This window comes from Isoptericola chiayiensis (assembly GCF_013149805.1).
In the GTDB taxonomy this organism is placed as follows: domain Bacteria; phylum Actinomycetota; class Actinomycetes; order Actinomycetales; family Cellulomonadaceae; genus Isoptericola; species Isoptericola chiayiensis.
The window spans coordinates 157,138-178,006 of the sequence record NZ_JABEZT010000008.1 but is presented as its reverse complement, the minus strand read 5'-3'; the positions used below and the strand labels follow the sequence as shown (position 1 = coordinate 178,006).

Below are 20,869 nucleotides of genomic sequence, written 5' to 3'. Positions count from 1 at the left end.
GAACACCCGCCGCCACTGCCGCGGCACCGGCACACCACCACGAACCATCCAACACCTCCACCATCAAGGTGTTGCGATGACCGGTTGAAACCGCCTGCCTACCTCACGGGAACGTTGCCTACCTCGCGGGAACGCTGCCTGCCTCGCGGGTCGCGGTCAGCGGGTGCCGCGGGAGCGCGCGATCGTCAGCACGGCCCGCTCGACGGCGTACACCGGGTCGCGCCCGCCGCCCTTGACGTCGGCGTCGGCCTGCGCGACGGCGGTGATCGCCGTGGCGAGCCCCTCCGGCGTCCACCGCGCGAGGTCCCGGTTGGCGTTGCGCACCTGCCAGTCCTGCAGGCCCAGCTCACGGGCCGTCGTCGTCCCGCCCCGGATCGCCGCGACCCGGGCGAGGGTGCGCAGGCGCAGGGCCAGGGCCGCCACCACGGGAACGGGGTCGGCGCCCGTCGCCAGGGCGTGCCGCAGCAGCGCCACGGCCCCGCCGGCGTCACCGGCCACGGCGGCGTCGGCCACCTTGAATCCGGTCGCCTCCACCCGGCCGCCGTAGTACCGGTCCACGACGTCCTCGCCGATCGTCCCGGAGGTGTCGGCCACGAGCTGGGCGCAGGCCGACGCGAGCTCGCGCAGGTCGGCCCCGAGGGCGTCGACCAGGGCCCGCACCGCGGCCGGCTCGGCGCGCCGCCGGGCGGCCTTGAACTCCCCCGCGACGAACGCGGTCTTGTCGGCGTCGCGCGTGATCGCGTCGCACTGCAGCACCGGGGCGCCGGACCGGGTGATCGCGTCCAGCATCTTCTTGCCGCGGTTGCCGCCGCCGTGCACGACGACGACCGTGGTCTCGCCGTCGGGCGCTGCCACGTAGTCGACGACGTCGGCCACCAGGTCGTCCGTGCACGCCTCCGCCCCGCGGACCACCACCACCTTGGCCTCGCCGAACAGGGACGGGCTGGCGGCCACGGTGAGCTCGCCCGCGGTGTAGTCGGCACCCTGCAGCTCGACCTTCTCCACCTCGGGGTCGCGCTCCCGCGCGAGGCCCACCACGCCGTCCACGGCACGCTCGGCGAGCAGGTCCTCCGGCCCACGGACCAGGACCACCGGCGCCAGGACAGGGTCGCTCCACGGGCGGGCGTTCGCGGACGACTTCGGGCTGCGCGAACGGGAGCGGGGAGCGGACGGCACGGTGCCATCGTGCCAGAGGAGTCCGACAGCGTGGACGGTCGCCGTGCTCCCGCCGGCCGGTAGCCTGACCCGGTGCCCCGGACCCTCGTCGTCACCAACGACTTCCCACCGCGCCAGGGCGGCATCGAGACGTTCGTGCACGCCATGACCTCCCGGTTCGACCCCGACGACGTCGTCGTCTACACCTCGTCCACGCCCGGCCAGGACGCCTCCGACCGCGCGCTGCCCCACCGGGTGGTCCGTGCCCGCACCCGGATGCTGCTGCCCACCCCGGCCCGGACCCGCGACGTCGTCCGGCTCGCCACCGAGCACCGGTGCGAGGCGGTCTGGTTCGGCGCCGCCGCTCCCCTCGGGCTCATGGCCCCGGCCCTGCGCCGACGCACCGGAGTGCGCCGCATCGTGGCCACCACGCACGGCCACGAGCTCTGGTGGGCGCGCGTGCCCGGCACCCGGGCCGCCCTGCGCCGCATCGGCCGGCACGTCGACCACCTCACCTATCTCTCGGACCGCACGGTCGGCACGCTGGCCGACGCCGTGGGCCCCGACGCCGCCGCCCGTGCCGTCCGCCTGTCCCCCGGCGTCGACCCGTCGTCCTTCACGGGCACCGACCCCGCCGGAGGGCGCGCCGTCCGCGAGCGCTACGGCATCCCCGCCGACGCGCCCGTGGTGCTGTGCGCCGCCCGGATCGTCGCGCGCAAGGGCCAGGACACCCTCGTGCGCGCGATGCCCGCCGTCCTGCGCGAGGTGCCCGAGGCACGACTGCTCGTGGTCGGCGACGGCCCCTACGCCGAGCAGGTGCGGCGGCTCGTCGCCGAGCACGATGTCGCCCACCGGGTCGTGCTCGCAGGCGGACACCCGCACGCGGCGATGCCGGCGTTCTACGGCGCCGCCGACGTCTTCGCCGGACCGTCGCGCACCCGACGCGGCGGCCTCGAGGTCGAAGGTCTGGGCATCGTCTACCTGGAGGCGCAGGCCGCCGGGCTGCCCGTCGTCGTCGGCGACTCGGGCGGCGCCCCCGACGCCGTCCGCGACGGCGTCACCGGGTACGTCGTCGACGGCACCGACCCGGCCGACGTGGCGCGACGGCTGGTCACCCTGCTCGGCGACGAGCCGCTGCGCCGGCGCATGGGCGCCGCGGGACCCGGGTTCGTCACGGAGTCCTGGACCTGGGACGAACGCTTCGAGATCCTGCGCCGCCTGCTCACGGCCGACGACACCTGAGCCGACGCCCGACCCACCCCGCGCCCGGTCGACCCGGCGCCCGGGGCCCGCACCGCGCGCCGTCGGGCCCCGCGCCGGAACCGCATGCTTGCATGGCCCGGTGGACCACCCGCACGCCGACGCACCTCCCCTGCCCGCTCGCCGACCTCGCCTCCTGGGACGGGACCGAGAGGTCCACGAGGTCCTCGCCGCGGTCGACGCCGCGGCCCAGGCGGTCGTCACCGTCACCGGCACGGGCGGTAGCGGCAAGACGGCCCTGGCCCTCGAGGTCTGCCACCGTCTGACCGTGCAGTTCGGGCGCCGGTGGTTCGTGGACCTGACCCGCGTCGAGCATCCCGACGACGTGGCGGTGCACGTCTCCCACCGGCTCGGCCTGCGCCCGGGACGGCTGGACCCCGACCAGGTGCTCGTCGACGAGCTGCGCCGCGGACCTGCCCTGCTCGTGCTGGACAACTGCGAGCACGTGCTGGACGCGGTCGCCGAGCTGGTCGGGCACCTGACCGCGGGATGCCCTGAGCTCACCGTCCTGGCCACCAGCCGCCGCCCCCTGGACGTGCCCGCGGAGCGCACGGTCCCGCTGGCCCCGCTGAGCGTGACCCGACCCGACGGCTCGCCCGGGGCCGCCGTGGACCTGCTGGTCGAGCGGGCCCGTGCGGCGGGCGCCGACGTCGTCGTCGACCCCCGCACCACCCCCGCCCTGATCGAGATCTGCCGCCGTCTCGACGGACTGCCCCTGCCGGTGGTCCTGGTGGCGCACCGCCTGCGCGGCGCCGGACCCGCCGAGGTCGCCGAGCAGCTGGCGACCGACCTGACGCTGCCGTCCCTGCGCGGCGGCGCCGTGCACCAGCGCACGATGACGGCCTCCCTCGACTGGAGCCTCGACCTGCTGACCGCGCCCGAGCGGGACCTCCTCCTGCGTGCCGGGGTGTTCGTCGGCACGTTCGACGCCGAGGACTGCCGTGCCGTGTGCCTGCCGGACGCCGCACCGGCAGCGGCGCGGGACCTGCTCGCCCGGCTCGTCGACCACTCGCTCCTGGTCGCCGACACCACGACCGACCCGACGCGGTACCACCTGCTCGCCGTCGTCCGCGAGCACGTGCGCCGACGGACCGGTCCCGCGCTGCACGCCGAGACCGTCGCCGCCCACCGGCGCCACCTGGTCGGCACCGTCGGCGTCGCCGCCCGCACCACGCCCTTCTTCACCCGGATCGACGTCCGGCGTATCGAGATCATGCACGACGACGCCGTCGCAGCGCTCGACCGGGCCGTCGACGACGGCGACACGACCGCCGTCGTGCACCTGCTGATGGCGCTCATGCGGTTCTGGCGCGTCACCGGCCGGATCCGATTCGGCGTCGAGCGGATCGCGGCCTCCACGCCCGGCCTGGACGGGGTCGAGCTCGCGCTGGTACGGCTCATCCGCGCCGACCTCGAACGAGTCCTCGGTCTGCTCGACGACGCCGAGGAGCACGCCCGCGCCGCCCTGGCCACCATCCGCTCGGCCGGGCCCGCCCTCGCCCCCGCGCTGCCGACCGCGACGGGCATCCTGGGCACCGTGCTCGCCGACCGCGGGCGGTACGACCAGGCCCGCGACCTCTTCACCGAGGTCTTCGGGCTCTACGACCCCGCCGAGGACCGGCGTCTGCACGCCGTGTGGTGCGCCACTCTCGGCGACATCGAGCTGCGGGCCGGCCGCCACGACGCCGCCCGGACCCTGCTGCTCGAAGCCCGCGACGTGTTCTCCGGCCAGCACGACCAGCCGCAGGTGTGGCTGGCGGGACGCGTGCACGGACAGCTCGGCGTGCTCGCCCGGCACCGCGGCGAGCTCGCCGAGGCCCGCGAGCTGCTCGTGACGGGCCTGGACGAGCTCGCGGCCTACGGGGCGCTCGCGGAGGCCGCCCCGCTCGTCGAGGAGCTGGCCGAGATCCTCGCCGCGACCCGCCGCGAGGACGACGCCGCCGAGTGCCGACGCGCGGCGGCCGGGATGCGACGCCGGGTCGGCTCGCCGCACGCCGGCGACGACGAGGGCGACGAGGTGTCCCTGGGCATCGCGGCCGTGGTGCGGCTGGTGCGCGACGGCGCCGCGCCGGCGGGCGACGAGGTGCTCACCCCGCGCGAGGACGAGGTCGCCGAGCTCGTCGCCGAGGGGCTGACCAACCCCCAGATCGCCGCCCGGCTGGTCATCTCCCCCGGCACCGCGCGCACGCACGTCGAGCGGATCCGCACCAAGCTCGGGGTGTCCACGCGCGTGCAGGTCGCCCGGTGGGTCATGGACAAATACGTCGATCGACGGACGCCCTGACCGGACCCCGTCCGCGAGGATGGTCGCGGGACCCGGGAGGCGATCGAGACGCCGTCCGGGTCGCGGGCCGTCTCCCCCACGGCTCGCAGTGACGCGCCGGTGGCGTCGGCTCGCGCCGACGCCACCGGTGTCCCCCGTCAGCAGGTCGCGGCCGGCGCACCGTCGCGCACCACCACGGCGACCGCCCCGCACCGGTCCGTGCGCAGCACCCGCGCCCCCGTTTCCGCGTACAGGTCCAGGGCGCTGCGGGTCGGGTGCCCGTAGTCGTTCTCCCCGACCGGTACCAGCACCAGCCGCGGCGACAGCCGGTGGGCCAGCGCCGCCGACTGGTCGGCCGAGCCGTGGTGGGCCATCTTGACCACGTCGAGGTCTCCGGCCGGCAGCCCCGAGGCCGGCAGGGCGTCCAGCAGCGCCCGCTGGCCACCCTCCTCGAGGTCACCCAGCGTGACGACGTCGAGCCCGGCCGCGGTGCGCAGCCACAGCACGACGCTCGCGTCGTTCGCCGTGTCGCCGCCCGGCGTGCCGGCGTCGTGCGCGGCGAGCACCTGCCACTGCGTGGTCCCCGCGGCGGCTCGGGAGCCCGGTGTGGCCACGGTGACCGGCACGCCCGCGTCCGACAGCACCGCACGGGTCCGGGCGGCGGGTCCGGCCGGCTCGTCCCGGGGCGAGACGAGCGCCGCGGCGACCGTGCGTCCGGCCAGGACGGGCTCGAGGCCGCCGACGTGGTCGGTGTGGAAGTGGCTGAGCACCAGCACGTCGACGTGCTCGACGCCGAGCCGGTCGAGGCAGGTGGCCGCGGCGTCCCCGGGCGGACCGACGTCCACGACCACGGCGGACCGCGCACCGGTCCGCACCACCAGGGTGTCGCCCTGACCGACGTCGCAGGCCACGACCTGCCAGTCCGTCGGCAGGTCGGACGCTCCGGGACGCAGCACGAGCAGCCCGGCGCCGGTGGCCAGGGCCGGGGCGAGCAGGACGACCAGCAGCCGGACCCCGGGCCGGTGCCGGGACCGTGCGCCGCCGCGCGGCGAGCGGAGCCGTCGCAGCACCGCTCCCGCCCGGTCCGCCGGCCACCCGTCCCCCGGGGGTCGGCGCAGCACGAGGAGCAGCGCGACGCCGGTGACGGCGGCCAGCAGCAGAGCGCCCGGGACACCCTCCGACCAGGGCATCCGCGCGCCGGGCAGCCCCGCGAAGAAGGTCGCGACCCCCGCGATCCATGCGGTGGCCAGCCCCGCCGTCCACGCCACCGCCGCCGCCACGACCGGGGCCCACGGCGCGAGCAGCGTGGCGACCAGACCCAGCACGGTGGCGGGCACGAGCGCCGGGGCGGCGAGCAGGTTGGCCACGACCGCGGTGGTGGGCACCACCGGGTCCAGCAGCACCAGGATCGGACCGCACGCCGCCTGTGCCGCCAGCGGCACGGCGAGCGCGAAGGCTCCCGCCCGCCCGCACCAGGGGGCCAGCCTCCGGGCGAGCGGTCCGGTGAGCAGCACGATCCCCGCCGTCGCCGCACAGGAGAGCGCGAACCCGAACGACCGCGCCTGCCAGGGGTCGACGACAAGCAGGACGGTGGCGGCCGTCGCGAGCGCGGCCGGACCCGCGGTGGGACGGCCGAGCGTGAGGGCGAGCAGCCCCACCGCGCACGTCCACGCCGCTCGCAGCACGCTGGGTTCGGGCCGCACCAGCAGGACGAACCCGACCGCGACCGCGGCCAGCACGACGACGCGCACCGCCCGCGGGACCCGCACGGCCACGCACAGCGCGGTCGCCGCGGCGAGCACCACCGCGAAGTGGCTGCCCGACACGGCGGTGACGTGGGTGAGGCCGGTCGTGCGCATCGCCTCGTCGAGAGGGTCGGGCAGCCGCGAGGTGTCCCCCACGGCGGCTCCGGGCACCAGTCCCCGGGCCTGCGGCGACAAGGGGTCCGTCACCTCGAGCAGAGCGGTGCGCATCCGGTGGGTCAGCCGTCCCGTCGCTCCCGGCGGCGCGACCTCGGCCACCGGGTCGTCCGCGTCGGCGGCCGCGACAACGCCGGCGCCGATCCCCGGTGGGGCGAGCCGCGCCCGCAGGGCGACCGACGCCCCGAACCGGGGCGCGGGACCCGGGGCCGTCACGGCGACGTGGGCGCGCACCGGGGTGGTCACGCCGCGGTGCTCGACCCGTGCGGCGTCCAGGACCCAGCGCCGGCCGCCGAACGTGTCGGGCCGGTCGGACGAGGCGACGGTGCCCACGACCGTGACGACGGCGCCCTGCTCCGCGAGTGCCGGCAGCGGCTCGCGGGCCGCCTGCTGGACGTGCACGGACGCCCCGACCGCCGCCAGGCAGGTCCCGGCGAGCACCGTGTGGGCCGCCAACTGCCGGAGCCGGGCGCGGGACAAGTGGCCGGGACAGTGGCCGGGACGGGCGCCGACGCGCGGGCCGAGGACGACAGCGCCGAGCACCAGCAGCGTGGCGGCCGCGGCGACGTGTCCGGCGGCAGGTCCGTGGGCACCGGTGAGCGCCCAGGCTCCGACCCAGGCCGCGAGCACGGTCGGCGCCAGGCGCAGGTCGACGGTCACACCGTGACGAGGTCGCGCAGCTCGTCCAGGAGCACCGGACCAATGCCCGAGACCTCGGCGAGCTGGTCCACCTGGGTGAACGGGCCGTTCTCGTCCCGCCGGGCGACGATCCGCTCGGCCAGCACCGGGCCGATGCCGGGCAGCGTGGCGAGGGTGCTGGCGTCGGCCTCGTTCACCCGCACGGGGGCGGTCGGCTCCTCGGCGGCACCGCCCCCGGCGCTGCGGGTCGGCGGCGGCGCGGGCACCTCCTCCCCGGGCGCGGGCACGTAGACCTGCTCGCCGTCGGTCACGGTCCGTGCGAGGTTGAGCGCGGCGAGATCCGCGCCGTCGCTCGCTCCCCCGGCGGCCTCGACGGCGTCGGCGACACGGGCCCCGGCGGGCAGGCCGACCAGACCCGGTCGGGCCACCTGCCCGACGACGTGCACGACGACCTCCACCCCGGCGGAACCGGCCACGGGAGCCGGCACCGAGCCGGCCGGTCCGCGGTCCGCGGGCGCCGGCTCCTGGTCCGCGAGCGAGTCGTCGCCCACCGGCGGCTCGGCGACCTCGCTCTCGACGGGGCCCGCCGGACCTGTCGCACCGTCGAGCTGCACGTCCGCGGCCGGGACGGCGGGGACCACCGGCTGGGGCCACGACGCGACCACGAGCACGCCGAGGGCGAGCACCGTCAGGGCTGCCGAGGCGACGACGGCGACCGGGGTGGTCAGCGCCCAGCGACGGCGCCCCGAACGCTCGTGCGCCGACGTCGGGTGCCCGTGGGCAGCGCTGTACGCGGCGGCGACGTGGCCGGCGGACCGTCGTCGGACGAGCCGGTCGGCCAGCTCGTCGGCCGCCGTCGTCGCGTCCTGGCCGCCGGCCGAGTCCTGCCCGGGGGTCGCCGCGGCCGGGTCGTGGTCGGCCAGGGCGGCACGCAGCGCCGCGAGCCGCGCCGTCGTCCCGCGCGCGTCCCCGTGCTCGGGCTCGTCGCGCGGACCGTCGTCGGCGGCCGGGTCGGGCGTCGGTTCCGGGCTGTGCCGGGGCGTGGTGGTGGTCACGCCCGGGACGCTAGGTGCGCGCGGGGCTCTCCGGCCGGGCACCGCCGGGACCGGTGGACGACCACCACCTGTGGACGAGCGTTCCCGGGCGCGAGCGCGTCAGGGTGACCGGCGCGCCGGCACCGTCCGAGGGGGTTACCAGGGCCCGCCCGGCTCCAGGTCGTGCACGTGCCCCCCGCGGTCGGCGACGACGACGGCGAGCGCCCCGGGGCCCACGTGCGTGCCGAGCACCGCGCTGACCGGGGTGACGACGGGCCGCACGCCGATCCGCTCGGTCAGGGTGGCGGCGATCTCCTCGGCGCGGTCCTCGGCGCCGAGGTGGTGCACGGCCACCACGGGGCGCGTGGCCCGGTCCGCGTGCTCCTCGGCGAGCGCGAGGAGGCGGCCGACGGAGGCCTTGCGCGTGCGTACCCGCTGGACGAGGTCCACGGTGCCGTCCTGGAGACCGAGGAGGGGTCGCACGCCCAGGGCCTGGCCGAGTGCCGCGGCGGGCCCGGAGAGGCGACCGCCCTGGCGCAGGTGGTCCAGGGAGTCGACGAGCAGCAGGGCGCGTGCCGAGGCCGCGACCTGCTCGGCCCGGCGGGCCACGTGGTCGGCGTCGCACCCGGCGGCGGCGCACCGAGCGGCCTCGACGGCCGCGAAGCCGAGCGCCATGGCGGCCGTCCCCGAGTCGACCACGCGCACGGGCAGCATGGCGCGCTGCCCGGCCCGTTCCGCGGTCGCGACGGTGCCGGACAGCTTTCCGGACAGGTGCACCGAGACGATGGCGCGGGCGCCCTGCGCGGCGAGGTCCCGGTAGGCCTCCGCGAGCTCCTGGGTCGAGGGCTGGGACGTGGTGAGCCGCTCGCCGCGCGAGATGCGCTCGGCGACCTCCGCGGCCGTGATCTCGACCCCTTCGCGCCGCACCTCGTCGTCGACGAGGACGTGCAGTGGCACGACCGTCGGGGCGACGTCAGGGCTGGTCAGGACGTCCGCGACGGCGGCGTGTCCGGGACGGGGCAGGCTGGCGGTCGAGTCGGTGACGACTCGCACGGCGGGAACGTCGCGCATGATCAGCGAGTCTAGCCGCGGCGGTGCCCCACGGCGCGGACGGTGCCCCCGGATCGCGTCGGGTGCGACGCCGCGATAGCGTGCACGGCATGCCCGACGACACCACGCGATCCGCCGCCGTACCGGTGGCCCGGGTCGGCACCCGCCGCGGCGGGACGTGGTCGCTCGTCACGGCCGGCGAGGTCGGGGCACGGGCGGAAGGAAGGTGCGCGCCAGGGCGCACCCGCCACCACCGCACGGGTCCGGGTCACCGGCACCGTCCCTGAGCAGGGAGACCCGTCGTCGGGCACCTTCCCGGTGCCCGACGACGGGGCCGCCGCGAGGCCTCAGGCGCCGCCCAGGCGCTCGGCGTGCCAGATGCGGTCGAGGTAGTCGCGCATGGACCGGTCGGAGGAGAAGAACCCGGTGCGCGCGACGTTGAGCACCGCCGAACGGCTCCAGGCGTCCGGGTCGCGGTAGGCGGCCTCCACCCGCTCCTGCGCGTCGAGGTAGGACTGGTAGTCGGCCAGCACCATGAACCGGTCCTCGCCCAGCAGGTTGGACACCACGGGCTCGAACGTGGACCGGTCGCCGCCGGAGAACTCCCCGCGGGCCACGAGGTCGAGCGCGCGTCGCAGGGAGGCGTTCTCCTCGTAGTACGCCGACGGGCGGTACCCGCCCTCGGCGACGGCGGCCGCCTCCGGCTCGGTCAGGCCGAACAGGAAGAAGTGGTCGTCGCCGACGAGCTGGCGGATCTCGACGTTCGCTCCGTCGTCGGTGCCGACCGTGAGGGCGCCGTTGAGGGCGAACTTCATGTTGCCGGTCCCCGAGGCCTCCTTGCCGGCCAGGGAGATCTGCTCGGACAGGTCGGCGGCCGGGATGAGGGTCTCGGCCACCGTGACGTCGTAGTTCGCGGGGAAGGCGATCCGCAGCACGCGGGAGATCTCGGGGTCGGCGTTGATGACGGCGCCGACGTGGTTGATCAGCGCGATGATCTCCTTGGCCATCACGTAGCCCGGCGCGGCCTTGGCGCCGAAGACGACGGTGCGCGGCACGGTGTCGGCGAGGTCCAGCTCGCCGGAGCGCAGCCGGTCGTAGAGCGTGATGACGTGCAGCAGCTTGAGGGTCTGGCGCTTGTACTCGTGGAGGCGCTTGACCATGACGTCCAGCATGGTGCCGGGGTCGATGTCGATGCCGTCGCGCCGGGCCAGCAGCTCGACCAGCCGGTCCTTGTTCGCCGACTTCACCTCGCGGAAGCGGCGGCGGAACTCGGGGTCGTCCGCCAGGGGCTCGAGCTCGCGCAGCCGGTCGAGGTCGGTCACCCACCCGTCACCGATCGCCTCGGTGATCAGCCCGGAGAGCCCCGGGTTGGCCAGCCGCACGAACCGGCGCGGGGTGACGCCGTTGGTGACGTTGGTGAACTTCTCGGGCCACAGCGTCGCGAAGTCGGCCAGGACCTTGTCGCGCAGGAGCTGCGAGTGCAGCTCGGCGACGCCGTTGACCTTGGTGGCGGCGACGGTGGCGAGGTGGGCCATGCGCACGGCTCGCTGCGGGTGCTCGGCGATGATCGACATGCGCCGCACCAGCAGCTCGTCGTCCCCCCGGGACTCTCGGACCTCGGCGAGGAAGTCGTCGTTGATCCGGTAGATGATCTCCAGGTGGCGCGGCAGCAGGCGGCCCAGCAGCTCGACGGGCCAGACCTCCAGCGCCTCGGGCAGCAGCGTGTGGCACGTGTAGGCGAAGCACCGGCGCGTGATGTCCCAGGCCTCGTCCCAGTCGAGCCCCTCCTCGTCGACGAGGATGCGCTGCAGCTCGGGGATCGCGATGACCGGGTGGGTGTCGTTGAGCTGGAAGCAGATGCGCTCGGGCAGCCGCCGCAGGTCGAACCCGCCCGGGAGCAGCCGGTCGATGAAGTCGCGCAGCGAGCAGGCCACGAAGAAGTACTGCTGCTGCAGGCGCAGCTCCTTGCCCTGGGGCGTCGAGTCCTCGGGGTAGAGCACCTTGGAGATGTTCTCGGCGAAGGTCTGGGCGCGGACGGCCTCGGCGTAGTCGCCGTAGTTGAAGATCTTCAGGTCGAACGCGTGGGTCGCGCGGGCGCTCCACAGGCGCAGGGTGTTGACCTGCTGGTTGCGGTAGCCCGGCACCATGTAGTTGTACGGCACGCCGAGCACCTGCCAGCCCGGCGTCCAGCGGGTGCGCTCGACGGCGTCGTCGCCCTCGCCGTCGGTGTACCGCTCGGTGCTGCCCCCGAACGAGACGGTGACCTCGTGCTCCGGGTGGGCGAACTCCCACGGCGAGCCGTTGTCCAGCCAGTGGTCGGGTTCCTCGACCTGCCGGCCGTCGACGAAGTTCTGCCGGAAGATCCCGTACTCGTAGCGGATCCCGTACCCGATGGCGGGCACGCCCATGGTCGCCAGCGAGTCGATGAAGCAGGCGGCCAGCCGTCCCAGCCCCCCGTTGCCCAGCCCGGGCTCCACCTCGGCCTCGGCGAGCTCGGCGATGTCGATGCCCAGCGAGGCCAGCGCCTCGGTGGCGATGTCGGTCAGGTCGGCGGCCAGCAGCGCGTTGCCGAGCTGTCGGCCCAGGAGGAACTCCGCCGACAGGTAGGCGACGCCCTTGGGCTGCGTGCGGTAGTACTCGGTGGTGGTCTCCATCCAGCGCGACATCAGGTAGTGCCGCACCGTCCGGGCCAGCGCGAGGTACTCGTCGTTGGTGCTCGCTCGCTGCAGCACCGTCCCCTGGGTGAAGTTCAGCTCGCGCAGGTATTCACGCACGAATCCTTCGACGGAGTGTTCCGGGCTGGCGATCAGCGGTGTCGTCTCGCTCACCTGGCCGACACTACCCACGCCGGGCCCGCGTGTCCCGGTGGCGGGGCAAGCCGACCCCGGACCGAAACACGGCCGTAGCCCACCGTTCAGGAACCGACCAACGTCACCAGCCGCGAACGCCCCGCCGGGTCCTTGACGGCCTGCAGCACCACGTCGACGTGCGGCTCCAGTGCGCTGACCTTGTCCAGCGGCGCCCCGACGACGAGCTGGAAGCCGAGCCCCTGCCACGCCCCCACGGCACGTCCGGCGAACCGGGCGTCGGCCTTGATGAACGCCTCGTCGAGGAACACCGGCGCGTACCGGGGCCGTTCGGCTCCGGCGTCGCCGAGCTGGTAGCGCAGGGCGGCGCCGACGATGAACGCCACGAGCTCCTGCGACTCCCCGCCGGACTTGCCGGCGATGTGGTCGTAGACGGACACGTGGCGGCCGTCCAGGTCGACGCACTCGGCGCTGATGCGCACGTGCTCGCGCACGTCGACCAGCCGCCGTCGCTCCGGCGAGTCCGGCCGGATCCGGTCGATCAGCCGGGCCATGCGCTCGTAGCGGCGCTGCCGCTCGGCCGGTGGGAGCTCGCCGGGGTCCGCGGCGAGCTCGCGCAGCCGGCGGCGGAACGAGGTCACGTCGCGCGCCTCGGTGACCTGGGCGCTGATGCGCAGCCGGTGGGAGTCGTCCCGGAAGGGCAGCGTGGACAGGATCGCGTTGACGGGTTCCATGCGTTCGCGGATCTGCGCGATCGACCGGCTCATCACGTTGCCCAGCAGCGTGAGGTCGTGACCGCTGAGCCGGCCCAGCGTCCGGGACCACCGTTCGGTCAGCTCGTACAGGCGCTGGTCCTCGATCTCGGCCAGGATGCGCCCGTAGTCGTCGTAGGAGGCGTCCGGGTCGGTGCCGAGGTTGGGGTTGGGCCAGGCGTCGCAGAACCGTTCGAACAACCCGCGCAGCCCGGCGCGGGCGGACTCGGCGGTGGCCACCGCGCTCTCGCGGTCGCGGGCGAGCTCGCGCCCGACGGCGGTGATCGCCTGGTCGAGCGCGGCGAGCGGCAGGTGGTCCGGGTCCGACGGTGCCACGGCGGCCAGCGTCGCGTCCAGCCGACGGCGCTGCGCCTCGGTGCACACGGCTCCCGAGGCCTCGGCCCGCTCGACCGCGTCGGTGACCTGGTCGACCAGGTCGGTGATCGCCGCCCACTGCTCGCCCAGCTCCCGCACCCGGTTCTCGGCGTCGGCGCGCTCGCGGTACAGCTCGGTGAGCCGGTCGCGCAGCCGCTGCTCGTCGGCGGTCAGCGCACGCACGACGTCGGAGCCGTCGCGCAGCGCGGCGAGCCGCTCCTCGCGGTCGGCCAGGGCCTCGGCCGCACCGTCGACGTCCACGTCCTCCCAGGCGACCTTGAGGACCTGGCCCGCGGCGACGAACGTGTCGGTGTGGGCCGACTGCCGCAGCCGCGCTCCCTCGAGGCGTGCGCCGGCGTCGTGCAGGGCGCTGCGGGCGGCCTCGACGTCGGCGCCGAGCTTCTCGCGGCGCCTCGCGTTGGAGAATCCGAGCACGGAGCCGCGCGGGCTGCCGCCGTGGGCGCCGCGCTCGCCGTCGGCGATCTGGCCGGTCCGCGTCAGGGCACGTCGGTGCCGGCGCAGCTCGCCCGGGTCGTCGACGCACACGTGGTCGAAACGCTGCGCGAGCCGTTCCGCCAGCCAGCCGCCGAACGGGCCGGCCTTGATCTCCACGCGGCCGGGCAGCGTGGCCGGGTCCGCGTCGTCGTCCAGGGGCAGGTGCGTGGGCACCCCCTCGAACCGCAGGCGTCGGCGCAGCGGCACGGTGTCGATGGCGGCCCGGAAGGCGGCGAGCCGGTCGGCGTCGACGAGCAGCGTGGTCGCGAACCCGCCGAGGGCGAGCCCGATCGCGTCGCGCCACGGCTCGTACTCGCCGCGCACCTCGAGCAGCTCGCCGACGAACGGCAGCTCGTCGACCGTCATGCCGGCGGCCTCCGCGAGCGCCACCCGCGCCGCGTGGTCCTCGGCACCGACGTTGCCGCGACGCTGCGCCAGCGAGGCCTGCTCCTGCTCCAGGCGGGCGAGCCGCTGCTCGGCGTCGGACACGGCCTGCCGCGCGGCGAACACCTCGTCCTCGAGGGTCGCGGCCTGCTCGGTGCGGCCGTCGACGATCTCCTGCGCCCGACGTCGGACCCGGTCGAGGTCGCGCCGTCCGGCGACGTCGGCCTCGAGCACGGCGAGGTGGGTGTCCAGCGCGGCCCGCGCGGTGCGCGCCCGCTCCAGCTCCTCGGTGCGGCGCCGGACCTCCCGCTCGGCGGACTCCACGGCGTCCCCGCCCTGCCGGCGCAACGTGGTGCGGACCTCCTCCAGGTCCGACTCGGTGGCGGCGATGCGGGACGCGGCGGTGGTCCGCCGCTCCTCGGCGGCGCGGTGGGCGGTGCGGTTGACCTCCTCCTCGGCCCGCACCAGGTCCAGGCGCCGCGCGTCGCGCCACACCGCGAAGGGCGTGGTGTCGTCGGACCCGGTCCCGCCCGACGCGCCGAGCGAGTCGAGGAGCGCGACCGTCGCCTCGGCGTCGTCGACCTGCTCGCGCAGCCCGCGCATCGGACGCAGCACCTCGACCTGGCGCGACGCGGTGAGCATCTCGGTGCGCACGGCGCTGAGCTCGTCGAAGTGCTCGACGGCACGGTCGGCGATCTCGAGGGTCTCCGGCTCGGTGAGCACCATCGCCTTGTAGAGCGCGTCGACAGTGGTGATCGCCTGACCGGCCTGGATGCGGCCCAGGAGCTGCATGGCCTTGTGCCCGTCGCCGGCCGCGCCGATGCCGAGGGCGGCGTGCAGCCGGGTGGCGAACGCGATGTCCGTGTCGAACAGCGTCAGCCCGGCCTCGGTCAGCCCGGCCCGCGCGAACCGGCCGGGGGCCAGGTCCTCGAGCGTGCACAGGTCGAACGCGGCGTCGGCGGTGGCCCGCACGACGACGCACTCCTCGTTGCGGGTGGCCCCGCGCGGCACGTACCAGGCGCGCAGCGCCGTGAACGACCCGCCGGACTGGTCGGACCACGACATCGCGACCGCGGTCCACGTGTCCACGCCGTCGCCGCGCAGCACCTGCTCGCGGCTCGTGGCGCCGTCGGCGCGCGACTCGTCCAGCTTGCCCCGGGCGTAGGACAGCACGTTGCGCTGCTCGCGGCCCCGGGCCCGGCCGGCCGCGGCGCCGTTGGACGCCCCGTTGAACGGGGTCGTGTGGCTCATCATCAGGGCGATGTAGGCGTCCAGCAGGGTGGACTTGCCCGAGCCGGACGCCCCGGACAGCAGCGTGGCCCGCGGCGAGAACCGCACCTCGTGGTGCCCGTGGTAACCGCCCCAGTTCACCAGCTGCATGGACGTGGCGATCCACTGGCGGCCGTCCGACGCCGCGGGGATCAGCCCGAACAGCGAGTCGGTCATGCGCGCGCTCGAGGTCACGGTCACGGGGTCTCCTCCGTCTGCGGCGTCCTATCGGCCAGATCCGCGGAACCCTCGCCGTCCTGCAGCCAGGCCGTCAGCTCGCGCAGCCGGTCCACCGGCAGCAGGATCTCGACGACCGGGCCCACGCGGTAGCGACCGGCGGCGACCTCGTCGAGCACCCGCTCGCGCACCAGCGCGGCCACCGCGTTGTCGATCTCGCGGTGCCGCGCGGCGAGGTTCGTCTCGTCGTGGGAGAGGAACCCGAGCGCGTACGCCGTCATCTCCTCGGCGTCGACGTAGGCCGCCGGGTGCCCCGCGCCCTGCTCCTGGTGGTACCGGTTGCGCACGTAGAGCATCAGCAGCGTCTCGACCCGCTTGAACGGCTCGTCGCGCAGCAGCACCGGGATCGTGAGGCCGTCCGAGCGCACCTGGCGCTTGTAGGCGATCTCGTGGTCGCGGTCCACGACCAGCTCGACGAAGATGTCGTGCAGCCGCGAGGACAGCACCTGCTGGTGGGTGAGCAGCGCCGTCCAGTCGGCCGGGTGCTCCGCGGCGGAGACGTACCGGCGCTGCAGCACCAGCGCCAGGACGCGCCGCGCCTCCACGGGCAGCACGCCGGTGTCCCCGGTGAACAGCGCGGTGTCCTCGTCCTCGAGGGGGACCGACTCCACGAAGGTGTCCGACGACGGCACCTGATCGCCGTCGTCGTCCCGCGTGACGGGGTCGGCCTCGGTGACGTCAGTCATCGGTCCTCCAGATCGGGGTGCGGGGCAGCGCGAACTCGCGGGTGGTGCCGTCGGCGCGCACGGCGGTGACGCGGTCGACGTCCTGCGCGGGTACGTCGCCGCTGCGGGTGGCCTCGGACCCGCCGTCGCCCGCCAGGTCCAGGTAGCCGAGGAGCTCGACCGGGCGGCGCAGCGCGGCGGGGCCGTCGGCGAACACCGACGCGACGGTGGCGGGCGCCTCCAGCGCCGCCAGGCGGGCGAGGAGCTCGCCGTGGTGCGGGCCGCCCATCGCGCGCAGGTCGTCGATCTCGTCCTCGCCGCCGTCGCCGTCGTCGGCCCAGGACTCGAGCTGTGCCGGGGGCGTCTCGGGGTGCAGGTCGTGCAGCGTGGTGCGCAGCCTGCCGGGCGCGGCACGCTCGAACCAGCGCAGCGGCTCCACCCGCGCGGCGCGGCCGCTCGCCGGGAACCAGTCGGCCATCGCCGCGGTCGCCTCGCGCAGCGCGGTGTCGACCTCCCGGTCCCGCAGGGGGTTGTGGTGGCGGATCTGGGCGGTCACGGTCCGGGAGACCCGGGTCTGGGCCGCCAGGACCACCTCGATGGCGGCCACGAGCTGGGACCGCAGGTTCGCCAGCACGGCCCGGCGCGCGGGCGGCAGGTCGGCGGCGAACGGGTGCTCGAGGATCTCCCCGACCCGCTGCTCGAGCGAGTCCAGCAGGTCCGGGTCCCCCAGCAGCTCCATCGCGCCGGAGAACGCCCGCCCCTCGGTCGTGCCCTCCAGGAGGCTCTCGGAGGCGTCCAGGTACTCCTCGACGACCACCCCGGCCGACCGTTCGTCGTGCCGCAGGCGCGAGACGAGGTCGCGCTGGAGCACGCTCAGGGACTCGGCGACGCGCGCGAAGTCGGCCGGCAGCTCACGCACCAGGAACAGCAGGTGGTCGTACTGCTCGGAGAGGCGATCGTCGGGGACGGGCTCGACCTCTCCCCCGGCCTCCAGCCGGGCCAGCTCGCTGCTCGCCTCGTCGATGCGCGCGCGCAGGCGCCGCATCCGCGCCTCGCGGTCGGGGTGCGCGTCACGGGCGAGGTCGTCGAGCGCGACCAGCAGCGTCCGGATGCGCGACTCGCTGACCAGTCCGCGCCCGCCCTGGGCCCGGGCGATCACGTCCAGCGCCTCGGTGGCGTAGCTGGACAGCTGGTAGCGCTCGGCGCCGTCGTCGTCCAGGGAACGCACGAGCCAGCGTTCGCGCACCCACCGGGTGCACAGCACGCGCGCCGGCTCCGGCGGCACCACGGCGCCCGCCGCGTCCGCGGCGCCGCGCAGCCCGGCCAGCAGGTCGTCGACCTCCACGTGGAGCTGCTCGGTGGCCACGGTCGGCCGGTCCGGCGTGAACACGCTGCTCAGCACCGCCACGACGAGCGGCGCCTCCGCCTTGTGCAGCAGCCCGAGCGTCGGCGTCGCGAAGGCGCGCTCCACCCCGGCGAGCACCCCGGCGAGCCTCGGCCCGGCCGGCTGGGACGGCGGGGCCACCCGCTCAGACGACAACGTTGACGAGCTTCGGCGCCCGCACGATCACCTTGCGGATCTCGGCGCCGTCGATGGCGCGCAGCACGTTGGGCTCGGCCAGCGCCGCGGCGGTCAGGTCGTCGTCGGAGATCGACGGCGCGACCTCGAGGCGTCCGCGCACCTTGCCCTTGACCTGCACGACGCAGGTGACGGTCTCGGCGACCAGGTACTCCTCGGCCGCCTCCGGGAAGGGTTCGCGGGCCAGCGACGCGGCGTGCCCGAGGCGTTCCCACAGCTCCTCGGCGATGTGCGGGGCGATCGGAGCCACCATGAGCACCAGCGGCTCGACGGCGGCGCGCGGCACGGCGTCCAGACCGGTGAGGTGGTTGTTGTAGGTGATGAGCTTGGCGATGGCCGTGTTGGGGCGCATGCCCTCCATCTCGACGCGGACGTCCGCGATGGTGCGGTGCAGCGCCTTGAGGGTGTCCGTCGTGGGCTCGTCGTCGGTGACGACCAGCGAACCGTCGGTCTCGTCGACGACGTTGCGCCACAGCCGCTGCAGGAACCGCTGCGACCCGACGACGTCGCGGATGTTCCACGGCCGGGACAGGTCCAGCGGCCCCATGGCCATCTCGTAGACCCGGAACGTGTCGGCGCCGTACTCGGCGTACATGTCGTCGGGGGTGACGACGTTCTTCAGCGACTTGCCCATCTTGCCGTACTCGCGCTCGACGGCCTGACCCTGGTACGTCCACCCGGCCTGCTCGTCGCCCTCGACCTCGGCCGCGGGCACGTAGGTGCCGCGGTCGTCGGTGAAGGCGTAGGCCTGGATGTAGCCCTGGTTGAACAGCTTGCCGAACGGCTCGATCGAGCTGACGTGGCCCAGGTCGTGCAGCACCTTGTGCCAGAAGCGCGCGTACAGCAGGTGCAGCACGGCGTGCTCGACGCCGCCGACGTACAGGTCGACGCCGCCGGCCGGGCCGGACGTGTCGTTGTGGCGCGGTCCCATCCAGTACCGCTCCAGCGCCGGATCGACCACCGGGCGCTCGCCGTCGGCCCCGTCGTCGGTGCCCCACGTGGGGTCCAGGTAGCGCAGGTAGTACCAGCACGACCCGGCCCAGTTCGGCATGGTGTTGGTGTCGCGGCGGTACTGCCGGGGACCGTCGCCCAGGTCGAGGGTGACGTGCACCCAGTCGTCGTTGCGGCCCAGCGGCGCCTCCGGCTCGGAGTCGCGGTCGTCCGGGTCGAAGGTGCGCGGGGCGTAGTCCGGCACCTCCGGCAGGTCGACGGGCAGACGGTCCGCGGGGATCGCGACCGGGCGGTCCTCGGCGTCCCACAGGATCGGGAACGGCTCGCCCCAGTACCGCTGCCGGCTGAACAGCCAGTCGTTGAGCCGGTACGTGGTGGTGCCGCGCCCCGCGCCCCGCGCCTCCAGCCAGTCGACGATCTTGGCCTTGGCGTCGGCGACGCCCAGCCCGTCCAGCGAGATCTCGTCGTTGGCCGAGCGCACGGTGACGCCGTCGCCGGTCCAGGCGCCCTCGTGGCCCTCCGGCAGCCCGCCGGCGGGCTCCACGGTATGCACGATCGGCAGCTCGAAGGCCTCGGCGAACGCGTGGTCGCGGTCGTCGCCGCCGGGCACGGCCATGATGGCGCCCGTGCCGTAGCCCATGAGCACGTAGTCGGCGGTGAAGACGGGCACGGTCTCGCCGTTGACGGGGTTGACGGCCAGGTGGCCGGTGAACACGCCGGTCTTCTTGCCGGCGTCGGCCTGCCGTTCGACGGCGGTCTTCGCGGCGGCCTCGCGACGGTACGCGGCCACGGCCTCGACCGGGGTCGCGTGCCCGCCGGTCCACACGTCACGCGTGCCGTCGGGCCAGGTGGCCGGCACCTCGTCCAGGAGCGGGTGCTCCGGGGACACGACCATGAACGTCGCGCCGAACAGGGTGTCCGGCCGGGTCGTGAAGACCTCGATCGAACCGCCGGCTCCCGCAGCGTCGACGTCGGCGTCACCGGCGCCCACGACGTCGAACAGCACGTTCGCACCCGTGGACCGGCCGATCCAGTTGCGCTGCATGGCCTTGACCTTGTCCGGCCATTCGATGAGCTCCAGGTCGTCGACCAGGCGGTCCGCGTAGGCGGTGATCCGCATCTTCCACTGGCGCAGGTTCTTGGTGAACACCGGGAAGTTGCCCCGCTCGGAGCGGCCCTCGGCGGTGACCTCCTCGTTGGCCAGCACCGTGCCCAGGCCGGGGCACCAGTTGACGGGCGAGGAGTCGACGTACGCCAGGCGCTGCGCGTCGAGCACGTCGCGCTGCTCGCCCGCGTCCAGGGCGGACCAGACCGCGCCGCCGGTGTTGTCGCCGTCGTGCCCGGGCACGGGGCGGGTCCCCGCGGCCAGCTCGTCGCGCAGCTCGGAGATCCGGCGCGCCCGGCCGCGCTGCGTGCCGCCGTCGGCCGGCTTCCCGGCCGGCTCCGCGTCGGCGTCGTACCAGGAGTCGAAGATCTCCAGGAAGATCCACTGGGTCCAGCGCACGTAGTCGCTGTCGATCGTCGCGAAGGAGCGCCGCGGGTCGTGCCCCAGGCCCATGCGCCGCAGCTGGCGCCGGTAGGTGACCATGTTGCGCTCGGTGACCAGGCGCGGGTGCTCACCGGTCTGCACGGCGTACTGCTCGGCGGGCAGGCCGAACGCGTCGAACCCCATGGCGTGCAGCACGTTGTCGCCGCACATCATGCGGAAGCGGCCGACGACGTCGGTGGCGATGAACCCCAGCGGGTGGCCGACGTGCAGGCCGGCCCCCGAGGGGTACGGGAACATGTCCATGATGAAGAACGGCTCGCCGGCGGGTGCGGAGCCGTCGGCGCCGGTGAGCTCGCCCGTCGGGTTCGCGGCGTGGAACGTGCCGCGCTCCTCCCAGCGGTCCTGCCAGCGCAGCTCGATCTCCTGCGCGAGGGCGGGCGTGTACCGGTGCTGGGGCTGGTCGGGTCGCTGCGTGTCGGTCTCTGGCGTGCTCACGCCGGCGAGTCTACCGGCCGGCCACGCCCCGGCCGGCAGGGATTTCGCGCC

11 protein-coding genes are annotated in these 20,869 nt (G+C 75.1%); 2 read left to right on the top strand and 9 right to left on the bottom strand.

Features of this window, described 5'->3' with window-relative positions; all coding sequences use genetic code 11:
- Positions 1-156: 156 nt before the first annotated feature.
- Entirely contained in the window at positions 157-1,176 is a 1,020-nt protein-coding gene (gene holA, locus HDG68_RS14300; RefSeq protein WP_172153221.1) for a DNA polymerase III subunit delta, read from the bottom strand.
- Positions 1,177-1,248: 72 nt separating this feature from the next.
- Between holA and HDG68_RS17605 the strand changes: the two genes are divergently transcribed.
- Together HDG68_RS17605 and HDG68_RS17600 are read left to right on the top strand one after the other, a co-directional pair.
- A complete protein-coding gene (locus tag HDG68_RS17605) occupies positions 1,249-2,397 on the top strand; it encodes a glycosyltransferase (protein ID WP_216648451.1) in 1,149 nt (382 codons plus the stop codon).
- Positions 2,398-2,497: 100 nt separating this feature from the next.
- Complete coding sequence (locus HDG68_RS17600; protein ID WP_172153219.1) at positions 2,498-4,699, top strand: LuxR C-terminal-related transcriptional regulator; 2,202 nt, start codon at positions 2,498-2,500, stop codon at positions 4,697-4,699.
- 137 nt (positions 4,700-4,836) lie between these two features.
- Here HDG68_RS17600 and HDG68_RS14285 read toward each other — a convergent pair whose 3' ends face one another.
- The 8 genes from HDG68_RS14285 to leuS all read right to left on the bottom strand — a co-directional run bounded on the left by HDG68_RS14285 (position 4,837) and on the right by leuS (position 20,818).
- The gene (locus HDG68_RS14285; RefSeq protein ID WP_172153217.1) at positions 4,837-7,257 is read right to left on the bottom strand and encodes a ComEC/Rec2 family competence protein; all 2,421 of its coding nucleotides are present in this window, start codon (positions 7,255-7,257) and stop codon (positions 4,837-4,839) included.
- Positions 7,254-8,291: a helix-hairpin-helix domain-containing protein gene (locus HDG68_RS17425; protein ID WP_172153215.1), complete on the bottom strand. Its 1,038-nt coding sequence runs from the start codon at positions 8,289-8,291 to the stop codon at positions 7,254-7,256. The genes HDG68_RS14285 and HDG68_RS17425 overlap by 4 nt, the downstream gene beginning before the upstream one ends.
- A 135-nt stretch (positions 8,292-8,426) precedes the next feature.
- A complete protein-coding gene (locus HDG68_RS14275) occupies positions 8,427-9,341 on the bottom strand; it encodes a DegV family protein (protein WP_172153213.1) in 915 nt (304 codons plus the stop codon).
- Between the two features lie 326 nt (positions 9,342-9,667).
- The gene (locus HDG68_RS14270) at positions 9,668-12,148 is read right to left on the bottom strand and encodes a glycogen/starch/alpha-glucan family phosphorylase (RefSeq protein WP_172153211.1); all 2,481 of its coding nucleotides are present in this window, start codon (positions 12,146-12,148) and stop codon (positions 9,668-9,670) included.
- Between the two features lie 86 nt (positions 12,149-12,234).
- Positions 12,235-15,603: an SbcC/MukB-like Walker B domain-containing protein gene (locus HDG68_RS14265; protein WP_172153210.1), complete on the bottom strand. Its 3,369-nt coding sequence runs from the start codon at positions 15,601-15,603 to the stop codon at positions 12,235-12,237.
- On the bottom strand, positions 15,600-16,325 hold the full coding sequence (locus tag HDG68_RS14260) for a DUF4194 domain-containing protein (protein WP_172153209.1): 726 nt from the start codon (positions 16,323-16,325) through the stop codon (positions 15,600-15,602). Before HDG68_RS14260 ends, HDG68_RS14265 begins: the two co-directional genes overlap by 4 nt.
- Complete coding sequence (locus HDG68_RS14255) at positions 16,318-17,829, bottom strand: DUF3375 family protein (protein ID WP_172153208.1); 1,512 nt, start codon at positions 17,827-17,829, stop codon at positions 16,318-16,320. Before HDG68_RS14255 ends, HDG68_RS14260 begins: the two co-directional genes overlap by 8 nt.
- Positions 17,830-17,833: 4 nt before the next feature.
- Positions 17,834-20,818, bottom strand: a complete 2,985-nt coding sequence (gene leuS, locus HDG68_RS14250; protein WP_172153207.1) for a leucine--tRNA ligase — start codon at positions 20,816-20,818, stop codon at positions 17,834-17,836.
- Between the last annotated feature and the right edge of the window lie 51 nt (positions 20,819-20,869).

What these genes read in the sequence shown, in the direction of transcription:
- HDG68_RS14260 (WP_172153209.1), bottom strand. Translation starts at nt 16,325, where the DNA reads ATGACTGACGTCACCGAGGCCGACCCCGTCACGCGGGACGACGACGGC.
- HDG68_RS14275 (WP_172153213.1), bottom strand. Translation starts at nt 9,341, where the DNA reads ATGCGCGACGTTCCCGCCGTGCGAGTCGTCACCGACTCGACCGCCAGC.